This window comes from Mycolicibacterium llatzerense (assembly GCF_025331195.1).
Classification (GTDB): Bacteria; Actinomycetota; Actinomycetes; order Mycobacteriales; family Mycobacteriaceae; genus Mycobacterium; species Mycobacterium llatzerense.
The window spans coordinates 242,957-268,633 of sequence record NZ_LXOV01000016.1; the positions used below are offsets into that span (position 1 = coordinate 242,957).

Annotated in this window: 24 protein-coding genes; 20 read left to right on the forward strand and 4 right to left on the reverse strand. The window is 68.9% G+C overall.

All coding sequences use genetic code 11. From position 1 onward, the window contains the following. The first annotated feature begins 2 nt into the window (after positions 1 to 2). Entirely contained in the window at positions 3 to 392 is a 390-nt protein-coding gene (locus A7G45_RS25945) for a PPOX class F420-dependent oxidoreductase (protein ID WP_260941231.1), read from the forward strand. On the opposite strand, the gene A7G45_RS25950 is transcribed toward A7G45_RS25945, so the two are convergent. From A7G45_RS25950 to A7G45_RS25965, 4 genes are all read right to left on the reverse strand, one after another. Continuing rightward, entirely contained in the window at positions 389 to 1,897 is a 1,509-nt protein-coding gene (locus tag A7G45_RS25950) for an alpha-(1->6)-mannopyranosyltransferase A (protein WP_260941232.1), read from the reverse strand. The genes A7G45_RS25945 and A7G45_RS25950 overlap by 4 nt on opposite strands. Positions 1,898 to 1,906: 9 nt before the next feature. After that, a complete protein-coding gene (gene idsA2 / locus A7G45_RS25955) occupies positions 1,907 to 2,965 on the reverse strand; it encodes a bifunctional (2E,6E)-farnesyl/geranyl diphosphate synthase (RefSeq protein ID WP_260941537.1) in 1,059 nt (352 codons plus the stop codon). 116 nt (positions 2,966 to 3,081) lie between these two features. Continuing rightward, positions 3,082 to 3,708 carry an LppM family (lipo)protein gene (locus tag A7G45_RS25960; protein ID WP_260941538.1) on the reverse strand — a complete coding sequence of 209 codons (627 nt, stop codon included), beginning with the start codon at positions 3,706 to 3,708 and terminating at the stop codon, positions 3,082 to 3,084. A 90-nt stretch (positions 3,709 to 3,798) separates the two neighbouring features. Further along, positions 3,799 to 4,392 (reverse strand): GNAT family N-acetyltransferase, encoded by a 594-nt coding sequence (locus A7G45_RS25965; RefSeq protein ID WP_260941233.1) that lies wholly within the window; start codon positions 4,390 to 4,392, stop codon positions 3,799 to 3,801. Between the two features lie 253 nt (positions 4,393 to 4,645). On the opposite strand from A7G45_RS25965, the gene A7G45_RS25970 reads away from it, so the two are divergent. The 19 genes from A7G45_RS25970 (at position 4,646) to wag31 (ending at position 25,674) form a co-directional block, all read left to right on the forward strand. Next, positions 4,646 to 5,038 (forward strand): SCO2097 family morphological protein, encoded by a 393-nt coding sequence (locus A7G45_RS25970; protein ID WP_260941234.1) that lies wholly within the window; start codon positions 4,646 to 4,648, stop codon positions 5,036 to 5,038. Between the two features lie 377 nt (positions 5,039 to 5,415). Then, positions 5,416 to 5,850 carry a division/cell wall cluster transcriptional repressor MraZ gene (gene mraZ / locus A7G45_RS25975; protein ID WP_043403199.1) on the forward strand — a complete coding sequence of 145 codons (435 nt, stop codon included), beginning with the start codon at positions 5,416 to 5,418 and terminating at the stop codon, positions 5,848 to 5,850. Beyond that, positions 5,825 to 6,973 (forward strand): 16S rRNA (cytosine(1402)-N(4))-methyltransferase RsmH, encoded by a 1,149-nt coding sequence (gene rsmH / locus A7G45_RS25980; RefSeq protein WP_260941235.1) that lies wholly within the window; start codon positions 5,825 to 5,827, stop codon positions 6,971 to 6,973. The genes mraZ and rsmH overlap by 26 nt, the downstream gene beginning before the upstream one ends. After that, the gene (locus tag A7G45_RS25985) at positions 6,973 to 8,136 is read left to right on the forward strand and encodes a cell division protein FtsL (protein ID WP_260941237.1); all 1,164 of its coding nucleotides are present in this window, start codon (positions 6,973 to 6,975) and stop codon (positions 8,134 to 8,136) included. Before rsmH ends, A7G45_RS25985 begins: the two co-directional genes overlap by 1 nt. Continuing rightward, positions 8,133 to 10,079, forward strand: a complete 1,947-nt coding sequence (locus A7G45_RS25990) for a peptidoglycan D,D-transpeptidase FtsI family protein (RefSeq protein ID WP_260941239.1) — start codon at positions 8,133 to 8,135, stop codon at positions 10,077 to 10,079. Before A7G45_RS25985 ends, A7G45_RS25990 begins: the two co-directional genes overlap by 4 nt. Before the next feature lie 42 nt (positions 10,080 to 10,121). Then, a complete protein-coding gene (locus A7G45_RS25995) occupies positions 10,122 to 11,669 on the forward strand; it encodes a UDP-N-acetylmuramoyl-L-alanyl-D-glutamate--2,6-diaminopimelate ligase (RefSeq protein WP_377042119.1) in 1,548 nt (515 codons plus the stop codon). Then, complete coding sequence (locus A7G45_RS26000; RefSeq protein ID WP_260941243.1) at positions 11,666 to 13,165, forward strand: UDP-N-acetylmuramoyl-tripeptide--D-alanyl-D-alanine ligase; 1,500 nt, start codon at positions 11,666 to 11,668, stop codon at positions 13,163 to 13,165. Before A7G45_RS25995 ends, A7G45_RS26000 begins: the two co-directional genes overlap by 4 nt. Next, complete coding sequence (gene mraY, locus A7G45_RS26005) at positions 13,162 to 14,241, forward strand: phospho-N-acetylmuramoyl-pentapeptide-transferase (RefSeq protein ID WP_043403184.1); 1,080 nt, start codon at positions 13,162 to 13,164, stop codon at positions 14,239 to 14,241. Before A7G45_RS26000 ends, mraY begins: the two co-directional genes overlap by 4 nt. A gap of 68 nt (positions 14,242 to 14,309) precedes the next feature. Beyond that, on the forward strand, positions 14,310 to 14,972 hold the full coding sequence (locus A7G45_RS26010) for a DUF5642 family protein (protein WP_260941246.1): 663 nt from the start codon (positions 14,310 to 14,312) through the stop codon (positions 14,970 to 14,972). A 260-nt stretch (positions 14,973 to 15,232) separates the two neighbouring features. Further along, on the forward strand, positions 15,233 to 16,921 hold the full coding sequence (ftsW, locus tag A7G45_RS26015) for a putative lipid II flippase FtsW (protein ID WP_260941248.1): 1,689 nt from the start codon (positions 15,233 to 15,235) through the stop codon (positions 16,919 to 16,921). Positions 16,922 to 16,934: 13 nt separating this feature from the next. Then, on the forward strand, positions 16,935 to 18,086 hold the full coding sequence (gene murG, locus A7G45_RS26020) for an undecaprenyldiphospho-muramoylpentapeptide beta-N-acetylglucosaminyltransferase (protein WP_377042120.1): 1,152 nt from the start codon (positions 16,935 to 16,937) through the stop codon (positions 18,084 to 18,086). Continuing rightward, a complete protein-coding gene (murC, locus tag A7G45_RS26025) occupies positions 18,083 to 19,534 on the forward strand; it encodes a UDP-N-acetylmuramate--L-alanine ligase (RefSeq protein ID WP_260941250.1) in 1,452 nt (483 codons plus the stop codon). Before murG ends, murC begins: the two co-directional genes overlap by 4 nt. After that, the gene (locus A7G45_RS26030) at positions 19,531 to 20,523 is read left to right on the forward strand and encodes a cell division protein FtsQ/DivIB (RefSeq protein ID WP_260941251.1); all 993 of its coding nucleotides are present in this window, start codon (positions 19,531 to 19,533) and stop codon (positions 20,521 to 20,523) included. The genes murC and A7G45_RS26030 overlap by 4 nt, the downstream gene beginning before the upstream one ends. A gap of 238 nt (positions 20,524 to 20,761) precedes the next feature. Further along, entirely contained in the window at positions 20,762 to 21,940 is a 1,179-nt protein-coding gene (gene ftsZ, locus A7G45_RS26035) for a cell division protein FtsZ (RefSeq protein ID WP_043403167.1), read from the forward strand. A 31-nt stretch (positions 21,941 to 21,971) separates the two neighbouring features. After that, entirely contained in the window at positions 21,972 to 22,682 is a 711-nt protein-coding gene (pgeF, locus tag A7G45_RS26040) for a peptidoglycan editing factor PgeF (protein ID WP_260941252.1), read from the forward strand. After that, positions 22,679 to 23,482 (forward strand): YggS family pyridoxal phosphate enzyme, encoded by an 804-nt coding sequence (locus tag A7G45_RS26045; protein WP_260941254.1) that lies wholly within the window; start codon positions 22,679 to 22,681, stop codon positions 23,480 to 23,482. Before pgeF ends, A7G45_RS26045 begins: the two co-directional genes overlap by 4 nt. Before the next feature lie 65 nt (positions 23,483 to 23,547). Then, complete coding sequence (locus A7G45_RS26050; protein WP_043403160.1) at positions 23,548 to 24,186, forward strand: cell division protein SepF; 639 nt, start codon at positions 23,548 to 23,550, stop codon at positions 24,184 to 24,186. A 122-nt stretch (positions 24,187 to 24,308) separates the two neighbouring features. Next, a complete protein-coding gene (locus tag A7G45_RS26055; RefSeq protein ID WP_043403156.1) occupies positions 24,309 to 24,602 on the forward strand; it encodes a YggT family protein in 294 nt (97 codons plus the stop codon). Between the two features lie 268 nt (positions 24,603 to 24,870). After that, entirely contained in the window at positions 24,871 to 25,674 is an 804-nt protein-coding gene (gene wag31, locus A7G45_RS26060) for a DivIVA-like cell division protein Wag31 (RefSeq protein ID WP_133763079.1), read from the forward strand. Positions 25,675 to 25,677 lie beyond the last annotated feature (3 nt).

The window sequence follows — 25,677 nt, forward strand, 5'->3', positions numbered from 1 at the left end:
TCATGTCGTTCACCCCGGCCGAGCAGGACTTCCTGGGCATCCAGCCCATCGGGCGCCTCAGCACCATCGGGCCTGGGGGACAACCGCAGATCCGGCCGGTGGGAGTGCACCTGGGGCCGGACGGGACCGTCGACATCGTCGGCCACGCCCTCGCCTCAACCCAGAAGTGGCGCAACGTCATCGCCAATCCGAAGGTGGCGTTCATCGTCGACGAGGTCACCTCGGTGGTGCCGCCGCGGGCGCAGGGGATCGAGGTCAGGGGCACCGCGCAGGCACTGCTCGGCGAGGGGAGCACCGACGGCGGGCTGAGCGGAGACATCGTCCGGCTGACGCCCACCCGGATCGTCAGCTGGGGCATCGAAGGCGAGGGCACGCAGGCCCGTAACGCCTAGCGGGCGGGTTCGGCGGGCTCGGTCGCGACGGCCGGCTCTGGTGCGTGTGCCAGCCAATACCACGCTGCCACAGCACAACCCGTGGCCAGGATGACGTGTAGCCAGGAGTACATGCCGTGCGATCCGTCGGGTTTGAAGATCACCATGATCCAGGTCGAGAACCCGGCGATCAGCGCGATCGCCGACCGGCTCTGCGCCAGTGCCGAGACGATCGCCAGTGGCCAGGTGTAGTACCAGGGCAGCGCGGCGGGCACGAACAGCACGACGACGGCCATCACCAGCGCGATGCCGATCAGCGCTTCCCGGTCGGTGTGGCGGAATCGCCACCACAGCAACGGGAGTGAGATCGCGATGATCGCGATGCCGGTGATCCGGGTGACGTCGAGCACCGCGTAGAAACTGACGGTGGTGAACAGCCCGCCGATGGCGTGGATCAGGTTGGCTATGGCGGTCGGGATCGTCAGCCAGTTGACGATCTTGACCGAGCCCGCCAACGCCGTCAGCCACCCGAGCCCGACGCCTGCCGCCACCGTCACCACGGCGAACACCACGGTGAAGATCGCCCCGGACGCGGCGGTGGCCGCGAGCCAGGTGCGCACCGCGCCCCACGGGTGTCGTTCGCGCAACTGGCGCATCCAGACCCACACCATGAACGGAAGTGCCAGTCCTGCGGTGGCTTTCACCGCCACCGCGAGGGCGATCAGGCTGACGCCGGCGATGGGATGGCGTTCGAAGGTGAGCGCGATGGCGGCCATCATCAGCCCCACCATCAGCATCTCGTTGTGGACGCCGCCCATCAGATGGATGATCACCAGCGGGTTGAGCACGCAAATCCACAGGGCGGCAGCGCTGTTGGCGCCGACGTGCCGGGCCACCCGGGGTGCCGCCCAGATCAACATGATCAGACCGGGCAGCATGCACAGCCGCAGCAGCATGGTGCCCTGCACGACGTGGTCGCCGACGATCATGGTGACGAACTTGGCCACCAGGATGAAGGCCGGTCCGTAGGGCGCGGTGGTGGTGGTCCAGATGGGACTCACGTTGTCCAACAACGAGTTCGGATTGTCCACCGGCCCGACCAGGTAGGGGTCGAGGCCGTCGCGCAGCAGCGCGCCCTGCGCCAGGTACGAGTACGTGTCGCGGCTGAACACCGGGACGCTCAGCAGCAGCGGTGCCAGCCAGAATCCGGTCGTTGCGATCATCGTGTAGTCGGTCGCGGTCCGGTCCACCACGCGCCGGCCCAGCGCCAGCCAGGCGATCAGCATCAGTGCGACGCCGGTCCACAGCAGGATCGACGACACCACCAGCCCATGGCCGAACCGGAACCACGACAGGTGCATCGACTCCAGCAGCGGATCGTGCTGCCGGGTGCTCCCGGCGCCCAAACCGCCCAGCGCGATCAGGATGGCGCCGGTGAAGCCGAGCAGCGCGGGGCGGCCCTCGTCGGATCGCCCGAACGCGATCAGCCGGGCCAGCGCCCCGGGCGCGGTAGTCGAGGTGGTCATCGTCGGCGCCTACGCGGACCGGTTCGACGCGCGCCGGGCGAGCTCGGTGAGCCCGGTCTTGGCGCCCTCGTCGATGGGGGCCGCGGCCAGCGCGTCCAGTCCACGTTCGGTGAGCAGAGAGATGCGCTGTTCCACGGCGGCCAGCGCACCCACGGACTCGATGACGCCGCAGAGCTCGCTGACCTGGCCGTCCGTCAAGTCGGTGCCGATCGCGCTGCGCAGCAGGTCCGCCGCGGTCGGGTCGGAGCTTTCGGCCAGTTCCACGGCCTCGGCCAGCAGCACGGTGCGCTTGCCCGAGCGCAGATCGTCACCCGACGGCTTGCCGGTGACGGCCGGATCGCCGAACACTCCCAGCACGTCGTCGCGCAGCTGGAACGCGATGCCCAGATCGGTGCCGACAGCGTGGAAAATCTTCTGCACGTCGGGCCGGTCGGCGGCTGCGGCGGCGCCCAGCTGCAGCGGCCGGGTGACGGTGTACGACGCGGTTTTGTACAGGTTCACGTTCATGGCCGAGGCCACGGTATCGGCGCCGCTGGATTCGGCGACGATGTCGAGGTACTGCCCGCCGAGGACCTCGGTGCGGATATGTGCCCACACCTCGTTGACCCGCCGCCGCGCGTCGGCCGACAGGTCGGCGTTCGAGACCACGTCGTCCGCCCAGGACAGTGCGAGGTCGCCGAGCAGGATGGCTGCGGACAGCCCGAACTGCTCGGACGAGCCACGCCAGCCCTGCTGGCGGTGCCGCTCGGCGAACAGCCGGTGCACCGTCGGCAGGCCGCGCCGGGTCGCCGAACAGTCGATGACGTCGTCGTGGACCAGGGCGCAGGCCTGCAGCAGCTCCAATGCGGAGAACAGGCGCAACACCGCCGGGTCGGCCGGGTGGCCGGGATCGGGCGCGACCGCGCGCCAGCCCCAGTAGGCGAACGCCGGGCGGACCCGCTTGCCGCCGCGCAGCACGAACTCTTCGAGTGCTCCGGTGACCTCGGCGTAGGCGTCGCCGATGTAGGCGCTGTCCCGCCGGCGTTCGGCGAGATAGTCGCGCAGTTGATCTGTGATGGCATTCGCCAGCTCGCCAGCCGACGGACCTGCGGCATCGACGCTCAGCGCGCGTCCCCTCTCCTGACCCCGGAATTGTGCATCCAGATTAGAGGGTGCCGGGTCGCCGGTCGGACACAGTGACAAAGTCACTCATCGGACACTGCGGCGAGCTTGGGGGAGCGGTCGCGGCTCCAGTAGGCGAGGCCGCCGATGATGCCGGCGATCGCGAAGGCCAGGACGGCCATCCAGATCGCGGCCGTGGTGAACGAACGCGCGCTCGGGTCGGTGTAGCGGGCCTGGGCTTTCATGGTGCTCACGACGCCGGGTTTGAGCTTCCACTGGACAATGTCGCTGGCCACCCGCTCGCCGTTGGTCGACGTGACGTCGCCGGGGAATGCCACCGACAACGTGACATCCGAATCCGGGTCGGTCACCGTGGTCAGGTCGACGCGGCCTTCGAGGATCACCAGGTCACCGGCACGGCGCAGCGAGATGTCGGCGCCGGCCGAGTCCCGGCTCAGGTTGGCCAGCTGGGGCACCTCGGAGAAGCTCAGGTCCGAGAACACGGCCTCGGAGCCGACGTAGTCGTCCTTGCGGTAGTCCGAGACCGCGACCTTCTGCGCGAACGGCAGGTTGTTGGTCAGCTGCGGGCCCCTGTCGTCCGCGTCCTTGGCCTTCGCGGAGGCGACGATCTGGCCGGACACCCGGTCGTCGGGCGAGACGGTGAGCGAGGTGTGGACGCGCACGCAGCCGACCGCCAGGGGGAGCAGCATCAGAAACAGCAGCAAGGCACGCAGGTGGCGGCGGCGGTTCACGCCGTTATCGTGCCAGATCGGGGCAGGGTCAGCGGCACACCGGATGGATCACAGTGGCAGGGCGCGGCCCAAAATGGCGAACGGCCGTGGATCACCGGGGAAGAAGTAGCTGCGCATGACGTCGTGGAATCCCAGCCGGCGGTACAGCCGCCAGGCCCGGTTGCCTTCGCCGAGGATTTCCGGGGTGGACAGCAAGACATGGGATTCCGCGCAGCCGACAAGCAGTCGACGGGTCAGTGCCTCGCCGAGTCCCAGGCCCTGGGCCCGGGGGTGGATGTGCAGCTCGGTGAGTTCGAAGTACCCGTTCAGCAATTGGTCGATGCGTTCGCTGGGCGTGCCGACCTGGCGCAGGCCGGCGGCGACCTGTTGGTACCACCACTGATCGGGAGCGCCGCGGTACCCGTAGGCGACGCCGAGCATGGGGGCGGATCGAAGTGCCGCGTCCGGGGTCTCGTCCTGGCTGAGGACGTCGAACGCGGCGACGCCGGTCCAGCCGTCGCGTCGGGTGTGGTCCAGCCACATCGACGCGCGCTGACGTTCGGTGCCCCGCGGGTAGCGCATGGCGTCGACGTAGACGGACAGCGCGTCGTCGAGTCGGTGCTGCATGTCAGCCGGCGACAGATCGGTCAGGAGCGTCGCCACGGTGTGAGCCTTTCGGTGCAGCAGGGAGGTCTTGGGAGGTGGGTGGGAACGTTGAAGGAGGTGGGTGGGAACGTCGAAGTCGGGTTGCGCAGCAGGCGCTGTCGCCCGGCCGACGTCCCAGTCTTACAATTCGGGAGTCTGAAGTATGTGGTACGTGTCTGTGTGACCTCGTATCATGACTGTTAGGGATCCGTGACCACGGGTGCAGACGTCAGGAGCCGCTGCGGGCAGCGGTGTGAGTTGGGAGGCGCGGATGCCACTCTCCGATCATGAGCAGCGCATGCTCGACCAGATCGAGAGTGCGTTGTACGCCGAGGACCCGAAGTTCGCTTCGAGCGTCCGGGGCGGCACGCTGCAAGCGCCGTCGGCACGGCGGCGGCTGCAAGGCGCGGGGCTGTTTGTCCTCGGTCTGGCGTTGCTGGTGCTGGGTGTGGCGTTTCGGATCCTGTGGATCGACCAACTCCCGATCCTGAGCGTCATCGGCTTCGTGGTGATGTTTGCCGGTGCGGTGTTCGCGGTGACCGGTCCCCGGAAGCTCTCCAAGGAGAAGTCGGCGCCGTCTGCCGGCAAGTCCAAGCGCGCTCGCGCTGGTAACTCGTTCACCAACCGCATGGAAGACCGGTTCCGTCGCAGGTTCGACGACTAAACGCTCACGCGTGACACAGGGGTAGCCGATTCGGCTGCCCCTGTTTTGTTTTTCGCCGGTCCGGTGACGGTGTGACGCGCGACACGCCGGGCTGGTAGCGAAATTTGCCGGCGGCGGCGTCCGCCACGATTTTTCAGGGCTTGCGCTCCGCGGCCCCCCACAACGCCCCACCGCACTCCCACATGCCCTTCCAGCTGGGATTTTGGCGCACAGCCAGGCCGTTTGATGCCGTCCTCCACCCCTGAGTTTCCGTGGTTGCTGCGTCAGGTGGGGCAGATAAGGCCATTTTTAGACTTGGAATGGAGTGAAGTGGGGGATTGTGGGGTAATGTGGCGGACATCGGAGAGACCGGACTCCGGAGTGGCGGGAGGTGCCTGGTGTTTTTGGGTACCTACACGCCGAAGCTCGATGACAAGGGGCGACTGACGTTGCCCGCCAAGTTTCGCGATGCACTGGCAGGAGGGTTGATGGTCGCCAAAAGTCCAGATCACAGCCTCGCCGTGTATCCGAGGGTTGAGTTCGAAGCCGAGATTGCCCGCCGCGTGGCGAGCACTCCTCGAAACGATCCCGCCGCTCGTGCCGACCTGCGCGTTTTCGCCGCGGGCGCCGACGAGCAGCACCCCGACGCTCAGGGCCGTGTCACCCTGTCCGCTGATCACCGTCGCTACGCGAGCCTGACCAAGGAATGCGTCGTGATCGGTGCGGTGGACTACCTCGAAATCTGGGATGCCGCGGCCTGGCAGACCTACCAAGACACTCACGAAGAGAACTTCTCCGCGGCAAGCGATGAAGCGCTCGGCAGCACCCTTTGACCTGCAGGCCCGTGCAGCGTGGCCTCTGTCCGAACCGGCCCTGGCGTACTTCCCCAGCGTCAGGTCCGCGAACTCGGACAGAGACCTCGCTGCGGGGGCCGCACAAATCCACCAGCTGAAGCCTTTTGGGGGTGTTGCGTTGACCGATCGTCGGCCGCACATTCCGGTGCTGCTGGACCGCTGCGTCGAGCTGCTGGCCCCAGCACTCACCCGGCACAGCGCCGACGGCGCCGGCGCCGTCATGATCGACGCGACGCTGGGCGCCGGTGGCCACTCCGAAGCCTTCCTGACTCGCTTTCCCGGTCTGACGCTGATCGGCCTGGACCGGGACCAGACCGCGCTGCGGCTGGCGTCCGAGCGCCTCGCACCGTTCGCTGACCGGGTGCACCTGGTGCACACCGCGTATGACGGCATCGACGATGCACTGACCCAATCCGGTTACCGCCCAGGTGAATTGGACGGCATCCTGTTCGACCTCGGGGTGTCCTCGATGCAGCTCGACCAGGCCGAGCGTGGCTTCGCCTACGCGAAGGACGCGCCGCTGGACATGCGGATGGACCAGACGTCTGGCCTGACGGCGGCAGACATCTTGAACACCTATGACGCCCGGACGCTCACTCGCGTGCTGCGCGAGTACGGCGAGGAGAAGTTCGCGTCCCGCATCGCAGGCGCGATCGTCCGCGAACGGGCCCAGCGCCCGTTCACCACGACGACCCAGCTGGTCGAGCTGCTCTACGCGGTGATCCCGGCCCCGGCCCGTCGCACCGGTGGGCATCCGGCCAAGCGGACGTTCCAGGCGCTGCGCACCGAGGTCAACGGGGAGCTGGACTGCCTGCGCGCGGCGATACCCGCCGCGCTGAACGCGCTGCGGCCCGGCGGCCGGATCGCCGTCGAGGCCTATCAGTCGCTGGAAGACCGAATTGTCAAGGGGTACTTCACCGATGCCATCGCATCGCGTACCCCGGAGGGCCTGCCGATGGAGCTGCCCGGCTACGAGCCGCTCTTCACCTCGTTGACCCGGGGTGCCGAACGGGCCGACGACCACGAACTCGAATTGAATCCGCGTAGCGCGTCGGTTCGCCTGCGTGCATTGGAAAAAGTTGTCACAAGGGGAGGTCTGTGATGGCAAAGCGGCCAGCGCCGGTACGCGGCGGCAACGCTCGACGGGGGACCCGGTCCGGCGAGGCAGAGCCGCGCCGGCGCACAGCGGTACGGCAGGACCCCGTGGACAAGCGGGATGTCAAGCGTGACAACAAGTCCGGTAGCAAGGGCGAAGCCCGCGTCAAGCGCGGCAAGCGCGACGTCCGGCCGCAGCGGTCCAAGCCCACCGGTGCCGGTCCACAGACCACGCCGTTCGCACGGCCGACCGCGGCGCCGTCACGCCCCAAGAGCGCGTCGCAGGCCAAGGCCCGGGCCAAGGCGCGTAAGGCCAAGGCGCCCAAGGTTGTTCGCACCCCGCTGCGGGAGCGGATGCTCATGCGTATCGCCGAGATGGACCTCGACCCGCGGCACCTGATCGCGCGGGTGCCGTTCGTCGTGCTGATCATCGGGGCGCTGGGCATGGGCCTTGGCGTCACGCTGTGGCTGTCGACCTCCGCTGCCGAACGGTCCTATGAGCTGGGCCGCGCCAAGGAGATCAATCAGGCGCTGCAGCAACAGAAAGAGGCGCTCGAGCGTGACGTGCTGGTGGCGCAGGCCGCGCCGGCGCTCGCCGATGCGGCCCGCAACCTCGGCATGATCCCGTCCCGCGACACCGCGCACCTGGTGCAGGACCCGACCGGCAACTGGCTGCTGGTCGGCAGTCCCAAACCGGCGCAGGGGGTTCCGCCGCCACCGCTGAACACACCGCTGCCCGAGGTGGCCCCGCCCGCCCCGGCCGCCCCACGTCCGGTCCCGGCACCTGCCGCGGCTCCCGCCCCGGTCCCGGCACCTGCCGCGGCTCCGGTCCCGGGTGCAGTTCCGGTCCCCGGCGCTGTTCCGGCCCCGGCCGCCGCTCCGGCGCCACTCGTGATTGACCCGCGGGAACAGGTCGTACATGCGCCGGCGCCCGCGGCACCGGTGCTCCCGGTCCCGGCTCCCGCCCTCGCGGCGCCCGTCCCGGCGGCACCGGCCCTCCCGGTGCCCGGACTGGGCACGCTGCCCGGCCCGGCTCTGCAGCCTGAGAGCGTGCTCCCGGCTCAGGCCGCGCAGGTTCCGGCGCCGCTGCCGGTCCAGGTCCCGGCACAGATTCCGGCCCCGGTGCCGGCCCCGCTTCCGGTGCCGTCGGCCCCCGGCGCCCCCGCATGAGCGGCAAGAGCCCGCGCAGGACCGGCGCGCAGCGGACGGCCGCGCCGGGCAAACGGCAACCCGCCGCCAAACCGCGTACCGCGCAACCGCATTCGGCGCACGAACGGCGCACCCGCGAGGCCGTCGTACCGGAGGGCCGCACGGGCTCGTTCGGGTTCCGGCACAAGACCGGCAACATCGTCATCGCGCTGGTGCTGCTGGCCTCGGCAGTGCAGCTGTTCTTCCTCCAGGGCCCGCGGGCTGCCGGTCTGCGCGCCGAGGCGGCCAGCCAGCTCAAGGTCACCGACGTGGAGAAGGCGGTGCGGGGCAGCATCGTCGACCGCAACAGCGCCAAGCTGGCCTTCACCATCGAAGCCCGTGCGCTGACCTTCCAGCCGAACCGGATTCGCCAGCAGCTCACCGAGGCGAAGGCCAAGACCCCGGCGGCACCCGACCCGGACAAGCGACTCAACGAGATCGCCGTCGGCGTGGCCGGTCTGCTGAACAACAAGCCCGACGCCGCGACCCTGGCCAAGAAGATCACCGGCCGGGACTCGTTCGTCTACCTGGCCCGCGCGGTCGATCCCGCCATCTCCGACGCCATCACCAAGAAGTACCCCGAGGTCGGCGCTGAGCGTCAGGACATCCGGCAGTACCCCGGTGGCTCGCTGGCCGCGAACATCGTCGGCGACATCGGCTGGGACGGCCACGGCCTGCTCGGCCTCGAAGATTCCTTCGACGCAAAGCTTTCCGGCACCGACGGCTCGGTCACCTACGACCGCGGCTCGGACGGTGTGGTGATCCCCGGCAGCTACCGGGACCGGCATGACGCCATCAACGGCGCCACCGTGCAGCTCACCCTCGACAACGACATCCAGTACTACGTCCAGCAGCAGGTGCAGCAGGCCAAGGACATGTCCGGCGCGCGCGACGTGTCCGCGGTGGTCCTGGATTCCAAGACCGGCGAGATTCTGGCCATGACGAACGACAACACGTTCGATCCGGCGCAGGAACTGAACCGGCAGGACGACAAGCAGATGGGCAATCTGCCCGCGACGTCACCGTTCGAGCCGGGTTCGGTCAACAAGATCGTCACCGCGGCGTCGGTCATCGAGTTCGGTCTGTCGAATCCCGATGAGGTGCTGCAGGTTCCGGGCAGTTACAACATGGGCGGCGTCACCATCCGCGACGCCTGGGGCCACGGCGTCGACCCGTACACCACCACCGGTGTCTTCGGGAAGTCCTCGAACATCGGCACCCTGATGCTGGCCCAGCGGGTCGGCCCGGAGCGCTTCGCTGACATGCTCACGAAGTTCGGCCTCGGCCAGCGCACGGGCTCGGGTCTGCCGGGTGAGAGCGCGGGCCTGGTTCCGCCGATCGATCAGTGGTCGGGCAGCTCGTTCGCGAACCTGCCCATCGGACAGGGCCTTTCGATGACCCTGCTGCAGATGACCGGCATGTACCAGGCCATCGCCAACGACGGTCTGCGCATCCCGCCGCGCATCGTCAAGTCGGTCGTCTCGGCCGACGGCACCCACCAGGATCAGCCGGCACCCGAGAGCGTCCAGGTCGTGTCCCCGCAAACCGCGGCGACGCTGCGCAACATGTTCCGCGCGACCCTCCAGCGTGACCCGCGCGGCACCCAGCAGGGCACCGGCTGGCCAGGCGCCGTCGAGGGGTACCAGATGGCCGGCAAGACCGGTACCGCGCAGCAGATCAACCCGGCCTGCGGCTGCTACTACGACGACGATCACTACTGGATCACCTTCGCCGGCATGGCACCGGCGGACGATCCGCGCTACGTCGTCGGCATCATGGCCAACAACCCGCTGCGCAATGCCGACGGCACGCCCGGACACTCGATGGCACAGCTGTTCCACAACATCGCGGCGTGGCTGATGCAGCGGGAGAACGTGCCGCTGTCGCCGGACCCCGGTCCGCCGCTGGTCCTGCAGGCCACCTGACGGGCCGGTTGCCCGTCACCGGCCCGGTACTGTGTCATGGCCATGTCTTTGCCTACCTTGCGCCCCGCTGATCCCGCCGGAGCCGCGCTGGGCTCGTTGGCCGACCACGTTGGCGCAGCGCCGCCAGCCGGTGCCCAGGCCCGGGAGCTGCGGGTCACCGGCGTCACGCTGAGCAGCCGGGACGTCGTCGCCGGTGATCTGTTCGCGGCGCTGCCGGGATCGGCCGCACACGGCGCGCGGTTCGCCGCCGACGCCGTCGCTGCCGGGGCCGCCGCGGTACTGACAGACCCGGAGGGTCTGGAGCTGCTCGACATCGGTGTCCCGGTGCTGGTCCACGCCGACCCGCGGGCGGTGCTGGGTGAGATCGCCGCCGAAATCTACGGCCGGCCATCCGAGCGGCTGCGTGTCATCGGCATCACCGGGACCTCCGGCAAGACCACGACCACCTATCTGGTGGAGGCGGGGCTGCGTGCCGCGGGGCGAGTGGCCGGACTGATCGGCACCGTCGGTATCCGGATCGACGGCCGCGACCTGCCGAGTTCCCTGACCACCCCCGAGGCGCCGGCGCTGCAGGCGCTGCTGGCCGCGATGGTCGAACGCGGCGTGGACACCGTCGTCATGGAGGTGTCCAGCCACGCGTTGTCGCTGGGCCGGGTGGACGCCCTGCGCTTCGCCGCCGGCGGTTTCACCAACCTGTCGCGGGACCACCTGGACTTCCACCCGACCATGGACGACTACCTGGACGCCAAAGCCCGGCTGTTCCAACCGGATTCGCCCAACCACGCGGCAGTGTCGGTCGTCTGCGTGGACGACGACTGGGGCCGCCGGATGGCCGCCCGCGCCGCCGACCCGGTGACCGTCAGCACCACCGGTGACGCCAACTGGACCGTCGCCGATATCGAAGCGGACCGCGAGGGCCAGCAGTTCACGGCCGTCGGGCCCGACGGCGCCCGGCACGAGCTGCGGATCGGCCTGCCCGGCGGCTACAACGTCGCCAACGCGCTACTGGCCGTGGCGCTGCTCGACGCCGTCGGCGTCACCCCGGAGCAGGCCGCACCGGGACTGGCCACCGCCAGCGTGCCCGGCCGCCTGCAGCCCATCGACCGCGGGCAGGACTTCCTGGCCCTCGTCGACTACGCGCACAAGCCGGGTGCTCTGGAGGCGGTGCTGCAGACGCTGCGCCCGCAGACCCAGGGCCGGCTGGCAGTGGTGTTCGGCGCCGGCGGCAACCGGGACGCCGGGAAGCGCGAACCGATGGGACGCATCGCCGCCGCACTGGCGGATCTGGTGGTCATCACCGACGACAATCCGCGCGACGAAGACCCCGACCTCATCCGGGCGACCATCGCGGCGGGCGCCGCGGACGGATCGGCCGAGGTGGTGGTGATCGGTGACCGGCGGGCGGCCATCGACCATGTCGTCGGCTGGGCCCGTCCGGGGGACACGGTCCTGATCGCGGGCAAGGGACACGAGTCGGGCCAGACCCGAGCCGGTCAGACCCGGCCGTTCGACGATCGTGATGAGTTGGCTGCCGCTCTGGATAAGGCCCTGCATGCTGCGACCTTGAAGACTGGAGAGTCACCCGCATGATCGACCTGACCCTGGCGGAGATCGCCGACATTGTCGGCGGCGAGCTGTCCGACGTCACACCTGAGGCTGCCGCCGCGACGCACGTGACCGGGACCGTCGAGTTCGATTCGCGGGCCGTCACCGCGGGCGGTTTGTTCCTGGCGCTGCCGGGTGCCCGGTCGGATGGGCACGACTTCGCCGCGGGCGCGGTGGCGGCGGGCGCCGTCGCGGTGCTGGCGGCCCGGCCGGTCGGAGTGCCGGCCATCGTCGTGAAGCCGGTTGCCGGACAGGTCGATTCGTCCTCGGGTGCGCTGGAGTACGACACCGACGGCTCGGGTGCCGCGGTGCTGGCGGCATTGGGCAGGCTCGCCCGCGCAGTCGCCGACCGGTTGGCCGCCGGGGGACTGCGGATCATCGGCGTCACCGGCTCGTCGGGCAAGACGTCGACCAAGGATCTGCTGGCCGCGGTGCTGGCGCCGCTGGGTGAAGTGATCGCGCCGCCGGGATCGTTCAACAACGAGCTCGGCCATCCGTGGACGGTGCTGCGGGCCACCCCGGAGACCGACTTCCTGGTGCTGGAGATGTCAGCGCGGCACCCCGGCAACATCGCCGCCCTCGCCGCGATCGCACCGCCGTCGATCGGTGTGGTGCTCAACGTCGGCACCGCGCACCTCGGTGAGTTCGGCTCGCGCGACGTCATCGCGGCGACGAAATCCGAACTGCCACAAGCTGTCCCGGCGACCGGTGTTGTCATCCTCAATGCCGACGACCCAGCGGTGGCCGCCATGGCGGAGCGCACCGAAGCCCGCGTGGTGCGGGTATCCCGGTCTCCCGGAGCCGATGTCTGGGCCGGTGACGTCACGCTCGACGAGCTGGCCCGCCCGCGCTTCACCCTGCATGCGGGGGAGCAGCACGTCGACGTCGCGCTGGCGGTGCACGGTGATCATCAGGTGTCCAACGCGCTCAGTGCCGCCGCGGTCGCGCTGGAATGCGGCGCGAGCCTGCAGCAGGTGGCCGACGCGCTCGCCGGTGCCGGCCCCGTCTCCAAGCACCGCATGCAGGTCAGTGCCCGCGCCGACGGTGTGGTCGTGGTGAACGACGCCTACAACGCCAACCCCGACTCGATGCGCGCGGGTCTCAAGGCGCTGGCCTGGATGGCCAAGTCGGCGCGTGCCGAGTCCGGCGCGCAGGTGCGTAGCTGGGCGGTGCTCGGCGAGATGGCCGAACTGGGTGACGACGCCATTGCCGAGCATGACAGCATCGGTCGACTGGCCGTGCGTTTAGATGTGTCACGACTGGTTGTCGTCGGAACCGGGAGGGCTATGGGCGCCATGCAACACGGCGCGGTGATGGAAGGTTCGTGGGGCAGCGAGGTATCGCCCGTCCCCGATGCCGCTGCCGCACTCGATTTGCTGCGTGCCGAGCTTGCGCCCGGCGATGTCGTGCTGGTCAAGGCCTCGAACTCGGCCGGGCTGGGCACGCTGGCTGAGGAACTGGCGCGGGAGGGGCAAGCGTGATTCAGATCCTGTTCGCCGTCGGCATCGCGCTCGCGGTGTCGATCGTGCTGACGCCGGTGCTGATCCGGCTGTTCACCCGCAGGGGTTTCGGCCACGAGATCCGCGAAGACGGTCCGGCCAGCCACCAGAAGAAGCGCGGCACGCCGTCGATGGGTGGCGTCGCGATCGTGACCGGCATCTGGTGCGGCTATCTCGGCACCCACGTCGTCGGGCTGTTGGTCGACGGCGAAGGGCCGTCGGCCTCGGGTCTGCTGGTGCTCGGGCTGGCCACCTCACTGGGTGCCGTCGGCTTCCTCGACGATCTGATCAAGCTTCGTCGGGCCCGCAACCTGGGTCTGAACAAGACCGCCAAGACGGTCGGTCAGCTGGTGTCCGCCGTCCTGTTCGGTGTGCTGGTGCTGCAGTTCCGCAACGCCAACGGGCTGACGCCGGCGAGTGCCGGCCTGTCCTATGTGCGCGAGATCGCGACCGTCACCCTCGGGCCGCTGCTGTTCGTGTTGTTCATCGTGGTGCTGGTCAGTGCCTGGTCCAACGCGGTCAACTTCACCGACGGCCTGGACGGCCTGGCCGCCGGTGCCATGGCGATGGTCAGCGCGGCGTACGTGCTGATCACGTTCTGGCAGTACCGCAACGCGTGCGCCACCAGCCCGGGACCGGGCTGCTACAACGTCCGTGATCCGCTGGACCTGGCACTGGTCGCGGCCGCGACGGCGGGCGCCTGCATCGGATTCCTCTGGTGGAACGCCGCGCCGGCCAAGATCTTCATGGGCGACACCGGCTCGCTGGCGCTCGGCGGCATCATCGCCGGTCTGTCGGTGACCAGCCGGACCGAGACGCTGGCCATCGTGCTCGGCGCCCTGTTCGTCGCCGAGGTCACCTCGGTGGTGGTCCAGATCCTGGCGTTCCGGACCACCGGTCGCCGGGTCTTCCGAATGGCGCCGTTCCATCATCACTTCGAGCTGGCCGGCTGGGCCGAGACCACGGTGATCATCAGGTTCTGGTTGCTCACCGCGATCGCCTGCGGGCTCGGGGTGGCGCTGTTCTACAGCGAGTGGCTGTCCGCGGGTGGCCGCTAGACACGCGGCTCCCAGCCAACATCCAGTATGTCCGCGGTGGCACCGGAACCGCTGTTAGGGTTCGCGCCATGAATGTCGAGAAATACCTGGTCGGGCCCGTTGTCGTGCTGTCGGGTGTGGCGTTGATCGCGGGCTGCGGCGGTTCGGACGGCAAGTCCGGGACCAGCCAGGCCGCGGCGAAGTACGACATCTCGAAGGTCGGCGGCGTCAAGAGCAGCTTGCCCGCGGGCTATGACCCCATGGATCTGGAGCAGGACACCGTCACCCAGGAGAAGCTGGACGCTCCCGGTGTCGGCGCGCTCACCACCACGCCGCCGTCGGTCGTCACCCCCGCCGAGTGCGCGTCGCTGCTCAAGCCGCTCGCGCCGGCCGGCGTCGGGGCCAAGGCCGAGGGATTCGTCGGCAGCAACCAGGAGGGCCACACCATCATCGTGGTGGCGGCGGAGGCGGCCAAGAACGCCGGCGAACTCGGCCACGCCGGCTGCGATCACATCACCGTCGACACGACCGACGGTGTCACCGCGACGGTCGACCGCGTCCCCGGCCCCGATATCGCGGGGGCGAAGACCATGGGCGTGCAGGCGCACATCACCGCCAACGGGAAGTCCATCGAGGAAGCGACCTACACCGCGGTCATGGGCGACAAGACCGTGGCCGTCGTCCAGGCCGACATCGACCCGCAGGTGGCGAAGGACCTGCTCGTCAAGGTGGTCGCCGCGCTCAAGGGGTAGCGCACAGGATTCTTCGCGCGCCGCTCGCCGGCTCGTCACGAGTGCAACTGAGCGGCGGAGAAACGGCCCGAAATTCGCCGTGCAGTTGCGTTCGCGACGGAAACGCATCGCGGCAGCGCACCAGCTGTGGCAAATCACCCCATTCCGGCGACACGCGCCGGATGTGCCGCCCCCGACGGCGGTGACAGGGGAGGATTTTGGGATGCAAGGGACAGTTGTGGTTTTTGTGACCAATGTGAATGACGAGGTCGGGTAGTCACATGCCGGACATCCTTGCAAAGCTTCGCCGGAGCAAAGCCGGCCCGGACGAGCCACAGGCTCCGGACGAGAAGAACCAGAGCGCATCCGAAGGTGCGGCCGCCAAGCCCGCCGAGCCCAAGCGGCAGGGTCCCCGGGCCCGGGTCGGGGCCTGGCTGAGCCGGCCGATGACATCGTTCCACCTGGTCATCGCCTGCGCGGCACTGCTGATCACGCTGGGCCTGACCATGGTGCTCTCGGCCTCGGGCGTGCACTCGTACGACGAGGACGGCTCGCCCTGGACGATCTTCGCCAAGCAGGTGCTGTGGACGATCATCGGCCTCGTCGCGTTCTACATCGCGCTCCGGCTGCCCATCGCGTTCATGCGCCGGATGGCGCTGCCGGCGTTCATCGTCAGCCTCGTGCTGATCGCCCTGGTGCTGATCCCGGGCGTCGGCCACCTGTCCAACGGTGCCCGCGGCTGGTTCGTCGTCGCCGGCTTCTCGATGCAGCCGTCCGAGCTGACCAAGATCGCCTTCGCGATCTGGGGTTCCCACCTGCTCGCGACCCGCCGGATGGAGCACGCCGGGCTCAAGGAACTGCTGTTCCCGCTGCTGCCCGCGGCGGTGCTGGCGCTCGCGCTGATCGTCGCCGAGCCCGACCTCGGCCAGACGGTGTCAGTGAGCATCGTCCTGCTCGGCCTGCTCTGGTACGCCGGTCTGTCGCTGCGGGTCTTCCTCAGTTCCCTGGTCCTGTGCATCGGTGCGGCGGCCATCATGGCGGTCTCGGCCGGCTACCGCTCCGACCGCGTGCGGGCCTGGCTGGACCCCGATTCCGACCTGCAGGGCATCGGTTACCAGTCGCGGCAGGCCAAGTACGCGCTGGCAAACGGCGGCATGTTCGGCGACGGGCTGGGACAGGGCACCGCGAAGTTCAACTACCTGCCCAACGCGCACAACGACTTCATCTTCGCGATCATCGGCGAGGAGCTGGGTTTCATCGGTGCGGCGGGCCTGCTCGCGCTGTTCGGCCTGTTCGCCTACACCGGCATGCGGATCGCCCGCCGGTCGGTCGACCCGTTCCTTCGGCTGCTGACCGCCACCACGACGCTGTGGGTGGTCGGCCAGGTGTTCATCAACGTCGGCTATGTGCTCGGCCTGCTGCCGGTCACCGGCATCCAGCTGCCGCTCATCTCCGCAGGTGGAACAGCAACGGCCACAACACTTCTGCTGATAGGCCTGATCGCCAATGCGGCGCGCCACGAACCCGAGGCGGTGGCCGCCCTGCGGGCCGGCCGCGACGATCGGATGAACCGGATCCTGCGGCTGCCGCCGCCGGTGCCGTACTCGCCGACCACCTTGGACTCGGCCCGGGACCGGATGCGTGGCCGCGGCGACAAGCCCGCCCGTAAGCCGGCTGCCCGGCAGGCCCAACCCACCAAGCCGGCCAGGCCCACGAAGTCGGCACGCCCCACCCGGCAGGCGGCCAGGCAGGAACCGCCGGCCCGGCAGCGCCGCGCCGACGCCCCGAGGCGGGCACGACGCACCGAAGAACCCGACCGGCGATCGGGCCACAGCCGCCGAAACCCCGTACCGGCCGACGGCGCCGGACGGCGGACAAGGCAAAATGATGACCCGAAGGGTCACGGGCGACGTGATCCGCGCCGGTCGGACCCGAGAGTCCGCACATTGGAAGGTCAGCGGTACGGGTGAGTCAGGAGTTGGTGTGAGTTCGGGTCGAGGCGAGCGCAGCGACGGGGGAACTCACGGCATCTCGGTGGTTCTGGCCGGCGGCGGCACTGCAGGTCACATCGAACCCGCGATGGCGGTCGCCGACGCACTGGTGGCGCTGCGGCCTGACGTCCGGATCACGGCTCTCGGCACGGCCCGCGGGCTGGAAACTCGGCTGGTCCCCGAACGCGGCTACGACCTGCAGCTGATCACCCCGGTTCCGTTGCCACGCAAGCCTTCTGCCGACCTGGCCCGGCTGCCGCTGCGGATTCGTGCCGCTGTCCGTGAGACACGCGAGGTCCTCGACTCGGTCCAGGCCGACGTCGTCGTGGGCTTCGGCGGCTATGTCTCGCTGCCCGCCTACCTGGCCGCCCGTGGTGGCGGGCTGCGCCGGCGCCGCCGCATTCCGGTCGTGGTGCACGAGGCCAACGCCAGCGCGGGCTGGGCCAACCGGGTCGGTGCCCGCTCGGCGCGCCGGGTGCTGGCCGCCGTGCCGGATTCCGGTCTCAAGGGCAGCGAGGTCGTCGGCATCCCGGTGCGGGAATCGATCACCTCGCTCGATCGGGCCGCGCTGCGTGCGCAGGCCCGGGAATTCTTCGGTTTCGCCGACGACGCCCGCGTGCTCCTGGTGTTCGGCGGTTCCCAGGGTGCGCAATCGCTGAACCGTGCCGTCTCGGGCGCGGCCGAAAACCTCGCCGCGCAAGGCGTTTCGGTCCTGCACGCCTACGGGCGCAAGAACACCCTTGAGCTGCCGGAGCCGGTACCGGGCGGCGCGCCGTATGTCGGCGTGCCGTACCTCGATCGCATGGATTTGGCTTATGCGGCAGCGGATCTGGCCATCTGCCGGTCCGGGGCCATGACCGTCGCCGAGGTCAGCGCGGTCGGTCTGCCCGCGGTCTATGTCCCGTTGCCGATCGGCAACGGCGAACAACGACTCAACGCACTCCCGGTGGTCGATGCCGGCGGCGGCCTATTGGTCGAGGACGCCGAGCTGACCCCGGACTTCGTCACCGAACGGATCGGAACTTTGATGGGCGACACCGCCGCACTGGATCAGATGACGACGGCGGCCTCGCTGGCCGGCCACCGCGACGCGGCGCGGCGCGTCGCGCAGATCGCGCTGGACGTGGCAGCGGGTATCCGGTGACGGCGCGCGAGCTGCCACCCGAGCTGGCTCGGGTGCACATGGTCGGTATCGGCGGTGCCGGCATGTCCGGTATCGCCAGGATCCTGCTGGACCGCGGCGGCCTGGTGTCCGGCTCTGACGCCAAGGAATCCCGGGGTGTGGCGGCGCTGCGGGCGCGCGGCGCCGAAATCCGGATCGGGCACGACGCGTCGTCGCTGGACATGCTGCCCGGCGGCCCGACCGTCGTGGTCAGCACGCACGCCGCCATCCCCAAGGACAATCCGGAGCTGGTGGAGGCCCAGCGGCGCGGCATCCCGGTGATCATGCGTCCGGTCGTGCTCGCCAAGCTGATGAACGGCTACCGCTCGGTGCTGGTGACCGGCACCCACGGCAAGACCACGACCACCTCGATGGTCATTGTGGCGTTGCAGCACAGTGGTTTCGACCCGTCGTTCGCCGTCGGTGGCGACCTGGGTGAGGCCGGCACCAACGCGCACCACGGCAGCGGTGACTGCTTCGTCGCCGAGGCCGACGAGAGCGACGGCTCGCTGCTCGAATACACCCCCGACGTGGCGGTGGTGACCAACATCGAGGCCGATCACCTCGATCACTTCGGCAGCGTCGAGGCCTACACCGCGGTGTTCGACGACTTCGTGGCCCGGCTGCGTCCCGGCGGTGCGCTCGTGGTGTGCGCCGACGATCCGGGTGCCGAAGCCCTGGCCCAGCGGTCGGCGGAGCGCGGTGTCCGGGTACTGCGGTACGGCATGGGCAATGGGCAGCGCACGGATCTGGAAGCGACGCTGCTGACCTGGCAGCAGCAGGGCACCGGTGGGGTAGCGGCCGTTCAGCTGGCGGGCGAGCCACACCGGCGCGGCATGCGGCTGTCGGTGCCGGGCAAGCACATGGCGCTCAACGCCCTGGCCGCGCTGCTGGCGGCACGGGAAGCCGGCGCCGATCCGGAGGCCGTGCTCGACGGCCTCACCGGCTTCGAAGGCGTGCGGCGGCGCTTCGAGTCGGTCGGAACCGCTTACGGTGTCAGGGTTTTCGACGACTACGCGCACCATCCCACCGAGGTCCGGGCGACGCTCGACGCGTTGCGGGCAGTGGCCGGCACATCGCGGTCCATCGTGGTCTTCCAACCCCACTTGTATTCGCGGACAAAGACTTTCGCGAAGGAGTTCGGCCAGGCGCTGGATCGTGCCGACGAGGTGTTCGTCCTCGACGTGTACGCCGCGCGGGAAGCCCCGATGGCCGGCGTCAGCGGCGCGAGCATCGTCGAACACGTTTCCGCCCCGGTGCATTACGTGCCGGACTTCTCCGCGGTCGCCGAGCAGGTGGCGGCCAAGGCCGGACCCGGTGACGTCATCGTCACCATGGGCGCCGGCGACGTCACCCTGCTGGGTCGCGAGATCCTGACCGCGCTGGAGGCCAAGGCCGACCGCGCAGCTCCGGGACGGCCCACGCCGTGACAGTGGAGGACGGCTCGGGGGAGCCGGTTCCGGAACCTGTTGCGGCGCAGGACGACCTGGTGCAAGAAAACGCGGCGGAGGACATCGCAGCTGAGGCCACCGAGCCGGACACCGCGGTTGACGAGCCCGCGGCCGAGGCCGCCGACGCCGCGGCGGTCGATCCCGCGTCACCCGACTATGAGGGTCCGCGCCGCCGCGCCCGGCGCGAGCGGGAGGAACGCCGGATCGCGCTGGACCGGGCCAGGGCCCTGGAACAGGCGCGCCAGGAGGCGCGGCGCCGGGCGGCCGGCCTCTCGGAGCAGCCCAAGGCACCCACCCGGGGCGTCATCCGCGGGCTGAAGTTGTTGCTGTGGTCGGCGGTGACGGCCGTCGTCGCGGTCACGTTGGGCCTGGTGCTGTACTTCACGCCGATCATGGCGGTCCGCCACACGGTGGTCACCGGCGTGGCGACGCTGACCGAGGACGAGGTGACGCTGGCGGCCGCGGTCAAACCGGACACGCCGCTGCTGCAGGTCAACACCGACGCGGTGGCCGAACGCGTGGCCACCATCCGGCGGGTGGCCAGTGCCCGGGTGCAGCGGGAGTACCCGTCCACCCTGCGGATCACGGTGGTGGAGCGGGTTCCGGTGGCGGCCAAGGAGTATCCGGACGGTCCGCACCTGTTCGACCGGGACGGCGTGGATTTCGCGACCGAGCCGCCGCCGCAGGGGGTGCCGTTCCTGGACGCAGACAATCCCGGGCCGAAGGATCCCGCGACCCTCGCCGCCCTCGAGGTGCTGTTGTCACTGCGTCCCGAGGTGTTCGGCCAGGTCGCTCGCGTCGGGGCGCCGTCGGTCGCCGGCGTCACCCTGACCCTGAACGACGGTCGCGAGGTCATCTGGGGGACCACCGACCGCACCGAGGAGAAGGCCCTCAAGCTCGGGGCGCTGCTGACTCAGCCGGGACACACCTATGACGTGTCCAGTCCTGACCTGCCGACTGTGAAGTAGCTCATCCGTTTTCAGTCGTTTCGCACGACTGGGGCCATTTCCCGTCGCTTCGCTCGCCCTGGGCACGAGAAAAAACGCGTGAACTCTCGGCGCGCCTGCGCGGCAGCGGCGCGGCGGCACCCTACCGTTCTGTTTGCGCGGAACAACTTGACATAACTCTAACCCTATGGTTGAGGTTTAGGGTTTTAATTCGAGAAGTTTTGCTCCGGACAAACCGAGCCAGGGAGGAAGACGACACATGACACCCCCGCATAACTACCTCGCCGTCATCAAGGTGATCGGTGTCGGCGGCGGCGGCGTCAACGCCGTCAACCGCATGATCGAACAGGGCCTTCGCGGCGTCGAGTTCATCGCGATCAACACCGATGCACAGGCGCTGCTGCTCAGTGAGGCGGACGTCAAGCTCGACGTCGGCCGCGACTCGACGCGTGGCCTGGGTGCCGGTGCCGACCCCGAGGTGGGGCGCAAGGCTGCCGAGGACGCCAAGGATGAGATCGAGGAGCTGCTGCGCGGCGCCGACATGGTGTTCGTCACCGCTGGTGAGGGTGGTGGCACCGGCACCGGTGGCGCTCCCGTCGTCGCCGGCATCGCCCGCAAGCTCGGCGCGCTGACCGTCGGTGTGGTGACCCGCCCGTTCTCCTTCGAGGGCAAGCGCCGCTCGAACCAGGCCGAAACGGGTATCCAGGCGCTGCGCGAGAGCTGCGACACCCTGATCGTCATCCCGAACGACCGCCTTCTGCAGATGGGCGACGCCGCCGTCTCGCTGATGGACGCGTTCCGCAGCGCCGACGAGGTGCTGCTCAACGGTGTTCAGGGCATCACCGACCTGATCACCACGCCCGGTCTGATCAACGTCGACTTCGCCGACGTCAAGGGCGTCATGAGCAGCGCCGGTACCGCGTTGATGGGCATCGGTTCCGCCCGCGGCGACGGTCGTGCCCTCAAGGCCGCCGAGATCGCCATCAACTCGCCGCTGCTGGAAGCCTCGATGGACGGCGCCCAGGGCGTGCTGATGTCGGTGGCCGGTGGTAGCGACCTGGGCCTGTTCGAGATCAACGAGGCCGCGTCGCTGGTGCAGGACGCCGCACACCCCGAGGCCAACATCATCTTCGGAACCGTCATCGACGATTCGCTGGGCGACGAGGTCCGGGTCACGGTCATCGCGGCCGGTTTCGACACCGCCGGTCAGAGCCGCAAGCCGGTCACCTCGGCGGTGCCCGGTGCCGCGGCAGCCGCCTCGGCTGCCGGTGGTGCCCATCGGGCCCAGACGTTCTCGGCCGCCAGCGCGGGCAAGCTCGGTGCCTTCGGGACCGATCCGGGCAGCGTGCCGGCAGCGACCAACGGTGTGACGGTGAGTGTTGGTGGTCGCGGCGACGACGACGATGACGTCGATGTGCCGCCCTTCATGAAGCACTGATTGTGACTGCGCGACGCGGATACTTGGAATCGTGACGTTCCGTATCCGCAGAGTGACTACGACGCGTGCGGGCGGGGTCTCCAAGGCCCCGTTCGACACGTTCAACCTGGGTGACCACGTCGGCGATGATCCAAAGGCCGTGTCGGCCAACAGGACTCGGCTGGCCGACGCCATCGGGCACGGCCCGCTGGTGTGGATGAACCAGGTGCACGGTGACCATGTCGAAGTTGTCGAGGGCCCTGGAACTGGAGCCGGGGGAGCCTACGACAACACCGACGCTGTGGTCACCGCGACACCGCGGCTGCCGCTCGCGGTGATCACGGCCGATTGCGTGCCGGTGCTGTTGGGTGATGCGCGCGCGGGTGTGGTGGCCGCCGTGCACGCCGGACGCGTCGGTGCGGCGGGTGGCGTGGTGCTGCGGACGGTCGAGACCATGCAGAAGCTCGGCGCGCAGCTCGAGGACATCACTGTCCTGCTCGGCCCGGCGGTCAGCGGACGTAACTACGAGGTGCCCTACGAGATGGCCGACGACGTGGAGGCCGTGCTGCCCGGCAGCATCACCACCACCGCCCGCGGCACCGTGGGTCTCGACCTGCGGGCCGGCATCGCCAAGCAGTTGGCGGGGTTGGGCATCAAGGCCATCGACATCGACCCGCGCTGCACGGTCGACGATCCGAATCTGTTCAGTCACCGACGTGGCGCCCCGACCGGGCGGCTGGCGTCGGTGGTGTGGATGGAATGAGCAGCGCGCCGCGCGAGGCCGAACTGGCCGCGTCGCTGGCCCGGATTCAGGCGCGGATCGACGCTGCGGCGGCGGCTGCCGGCCGGGATCGGGCCGACATCGAATTTCTTCCGGTGACCAAATTCTTTCCGGCGACTGATGTTGTCGCGCTGTTCGGATTGGGGTGCCGGGCATTCGGCGAATCGCGGGAGCAGGAAGCCGCGAGCAAAGTCGCTGAGGTGTCGAACGCTTTGTCGAACAGGAAATTGATCACAGCGTCCGGGGAATTGTTGGATGCGTCATCGAACATAGGGTCGAATTCGGCAATTCGGTGGCACATGATCGGCCGAATTCAACGCAACAAAGCGCGGGCTGTCGCCGGCTGGGCGTCGGTGGCGCATTCGGTGGACGCCGCGCCTTTGGTCGCGGCGCTGTCCCGTGGCGCGGTCGAGGCGCTGGACCAAGGCCGCAGGTCCGAGCCGTTGCAGGTCTACATCCAGGTCAGCCTCGACGGGGATCCGGCCCGCGGCGGCGTGCCGGTGGACCGGCCCGACCTGGTCGACGAATTGTGTGCCGCCGCGCACGCCGCCCCGGGCCTGGGTTTGGCGGGTCTGATGGCGATCCCGCCGCTGGCCAGTGCGGCCGACGAGGAGTTTGCGCGGCTGGAGGCTGAATTGCTCAGAGTCCAAACGCAATACCCGCAGCGGCTGGGGTTGTCCGCGGGCATGTCGAACGACCTCGAAATCGCGGTGCGACACGGGTCAACGTGTGTGCGTGTCGGTACCGCGCTAATGGGACCGCGTCCTCTAACGTCACCATGAGTAGTCACTCCAGTCACACTTACATCACAGTCACCAGACACCACATTCTTAGCTAGGGGCATCCGATGAGCACACTGCACAAGGTAAAGGCCTACTTCGGTATGGCGCCGATGGACGATTATGACGACGAGTACTACGACGACGAAGACCGTCCCGCGCGCGCCTACGCGGCCCCGCGTCGCCCGCGCGAGGAGCGCTTCGAGGACGAGGACTACGGCCGTGGCGAGGCGCGCGGCTACGACGACCGCATGGGCCGCGATTACGAAAGTGCCCCAATGGGTTACCGCGGTGGCTACGAAGAGATGCCGGCTCGCGGGCCGCGTGAGTTCGAGCGTCCCCGCTTCAACACCCTGCGTGGCGCCACCCGTGGCGCCGTCGCCATGGAGCCCCGCCGCATGGCCGAGCTGTTCGAGGCCGGCAGTGCCCTGGCCAAGATCACCACGCTGCGGCCGAAGGACTACAGCGAGGCCCGCACCATCGGTGAGCGTTTCCGCGACGGCACCCCGGTGATCATGGACCTGGTGTCGATGGACAACGCCGACGCCAAGCGCCTGGTCGACTTCGCCGCCGGCCTGGCCTTCGCGCTGCGCGGGTCGTTCGACAAGGTCGCCACCAAGGTGTTCCTGCTGTCGCCGGCCGACGTCGACGTCAGCGCCGAAGAGCGTCGCCGGATCGCCGAGGCGGGCTTCTACAGCTACCAGTAATCCCTACGCAGCTCTACGCAAGACCCCTTCGGCCCCCGGCCGGAGGGGTCTGCGTTAGGTAGGCTCGTGCTCAAGCGCCGACATCGGTCGGCGCTTTTCCCGCGCTAGTGAGGTCTGTTGCATTGACCCTGTTCTTCGACATTCTGGGTTTTGCGCTGTTCGTCTTCTGGCTCCTGTTGATCGCCCGCGTGGTGGTGGAGTTCATTCGCGGATTCAGCCGGGACTGGCAGCCGAGAGGGCTGACGGTGGTGATCCTCGAAGCGATCATGACGATGACCGATCCTCCGGTGAAGCTGTTGCGGCGCTTGATCCCTCCGCTGACCATCGGGCCGGTCCGGGTCGATCTGTCCATCGTGGTGCTGCTCATGGTGGTGTTCATCGGTATGCGGCTGTCTTTCGATCAGGTCGGTGCCTGAGCGCGACGTTCCCCTGACCTGCGAAAGCGCATTAATTACATTTATGTAATTAATGCGCTTTCTCTGTTTAGGTCTATTGGCGCCGAGCGTCGGGTGGCGCCCGCGAATTCCAATGAAACATTGAAATTCGTTCTTAATTCCGGCCCTCGCCTGCAACCGACGGGTCTGCTGTGACAGGATGGACGCCAGTTACTCCACGATCGCTCTACACTTTGATCGCTCTACACTTTGACACCGATTGACGGTCCAGACTGCAAGGGGGCAGAAGATGCCGCTAACTCCGGCTGACGTCCACAACGTCGCATTCAGCAAGCCGCCGATTGGCAAGCGCGGTTATAACGAGGACGAGGTCGATGCATTCCTCGATCTCGTCGAAACCGAGCTGACCCGGCTGATCGAAGAGAACAGCGATCTGCGGCAGCGGGTCGCCGAGCTCGACGCCGAGCTCCAGTCCGCCCGTACCGGACAGCCGGTCGCGGCACCTGTGTTCACCAAGCCCGAGCCCAAGCCGGAGCCCGAGCCCGTCGCAGCGCCCGTCCCGGTCGCCGCGCCCGTGGCCGCGCCGGTCGGCGAGGACCACCACGTCCGCGCGGCCAAGGTGCTGAGCCTGGCCCAGGACACCGCCGACCGACTCACCGGTTCGGCCAAGGCCGAGGCCGACAAGACCCTCGCCGACGCCCGCGCCCAGGCCGATGCTCTGGTCAGCGATGCCAAGCACACCGCCGAGACCACGGTCGCCGACGCCAAGGCACGTGCCGAGGCCATGCTGGCCGACGCGCAGACCCGTTCGGACACCCAGCTGCGTCAGGCCCAGGACAAGGCCGACGCCCTGCAGGCCGACGCCGAGCGCAAGCACACCGAGATCATGGGCAACATCAACCAGCAGCGCACGGTGCTGGAAGGCCGCCTCGAGCAGCTGCGCACGTTCGAGCGCGAGTACCGCACCCGCCTCAAGACCTACCTGGAGTCCCAGCTCGAAGAGCTCGGCCAGCGCGGTTCTGCCGCACCGGCCGACTCGGCGGCCGGCGGCGAGGGTGCTGGCTTCGGCCAGTTCAACCGAGGCAACAGCTGACGG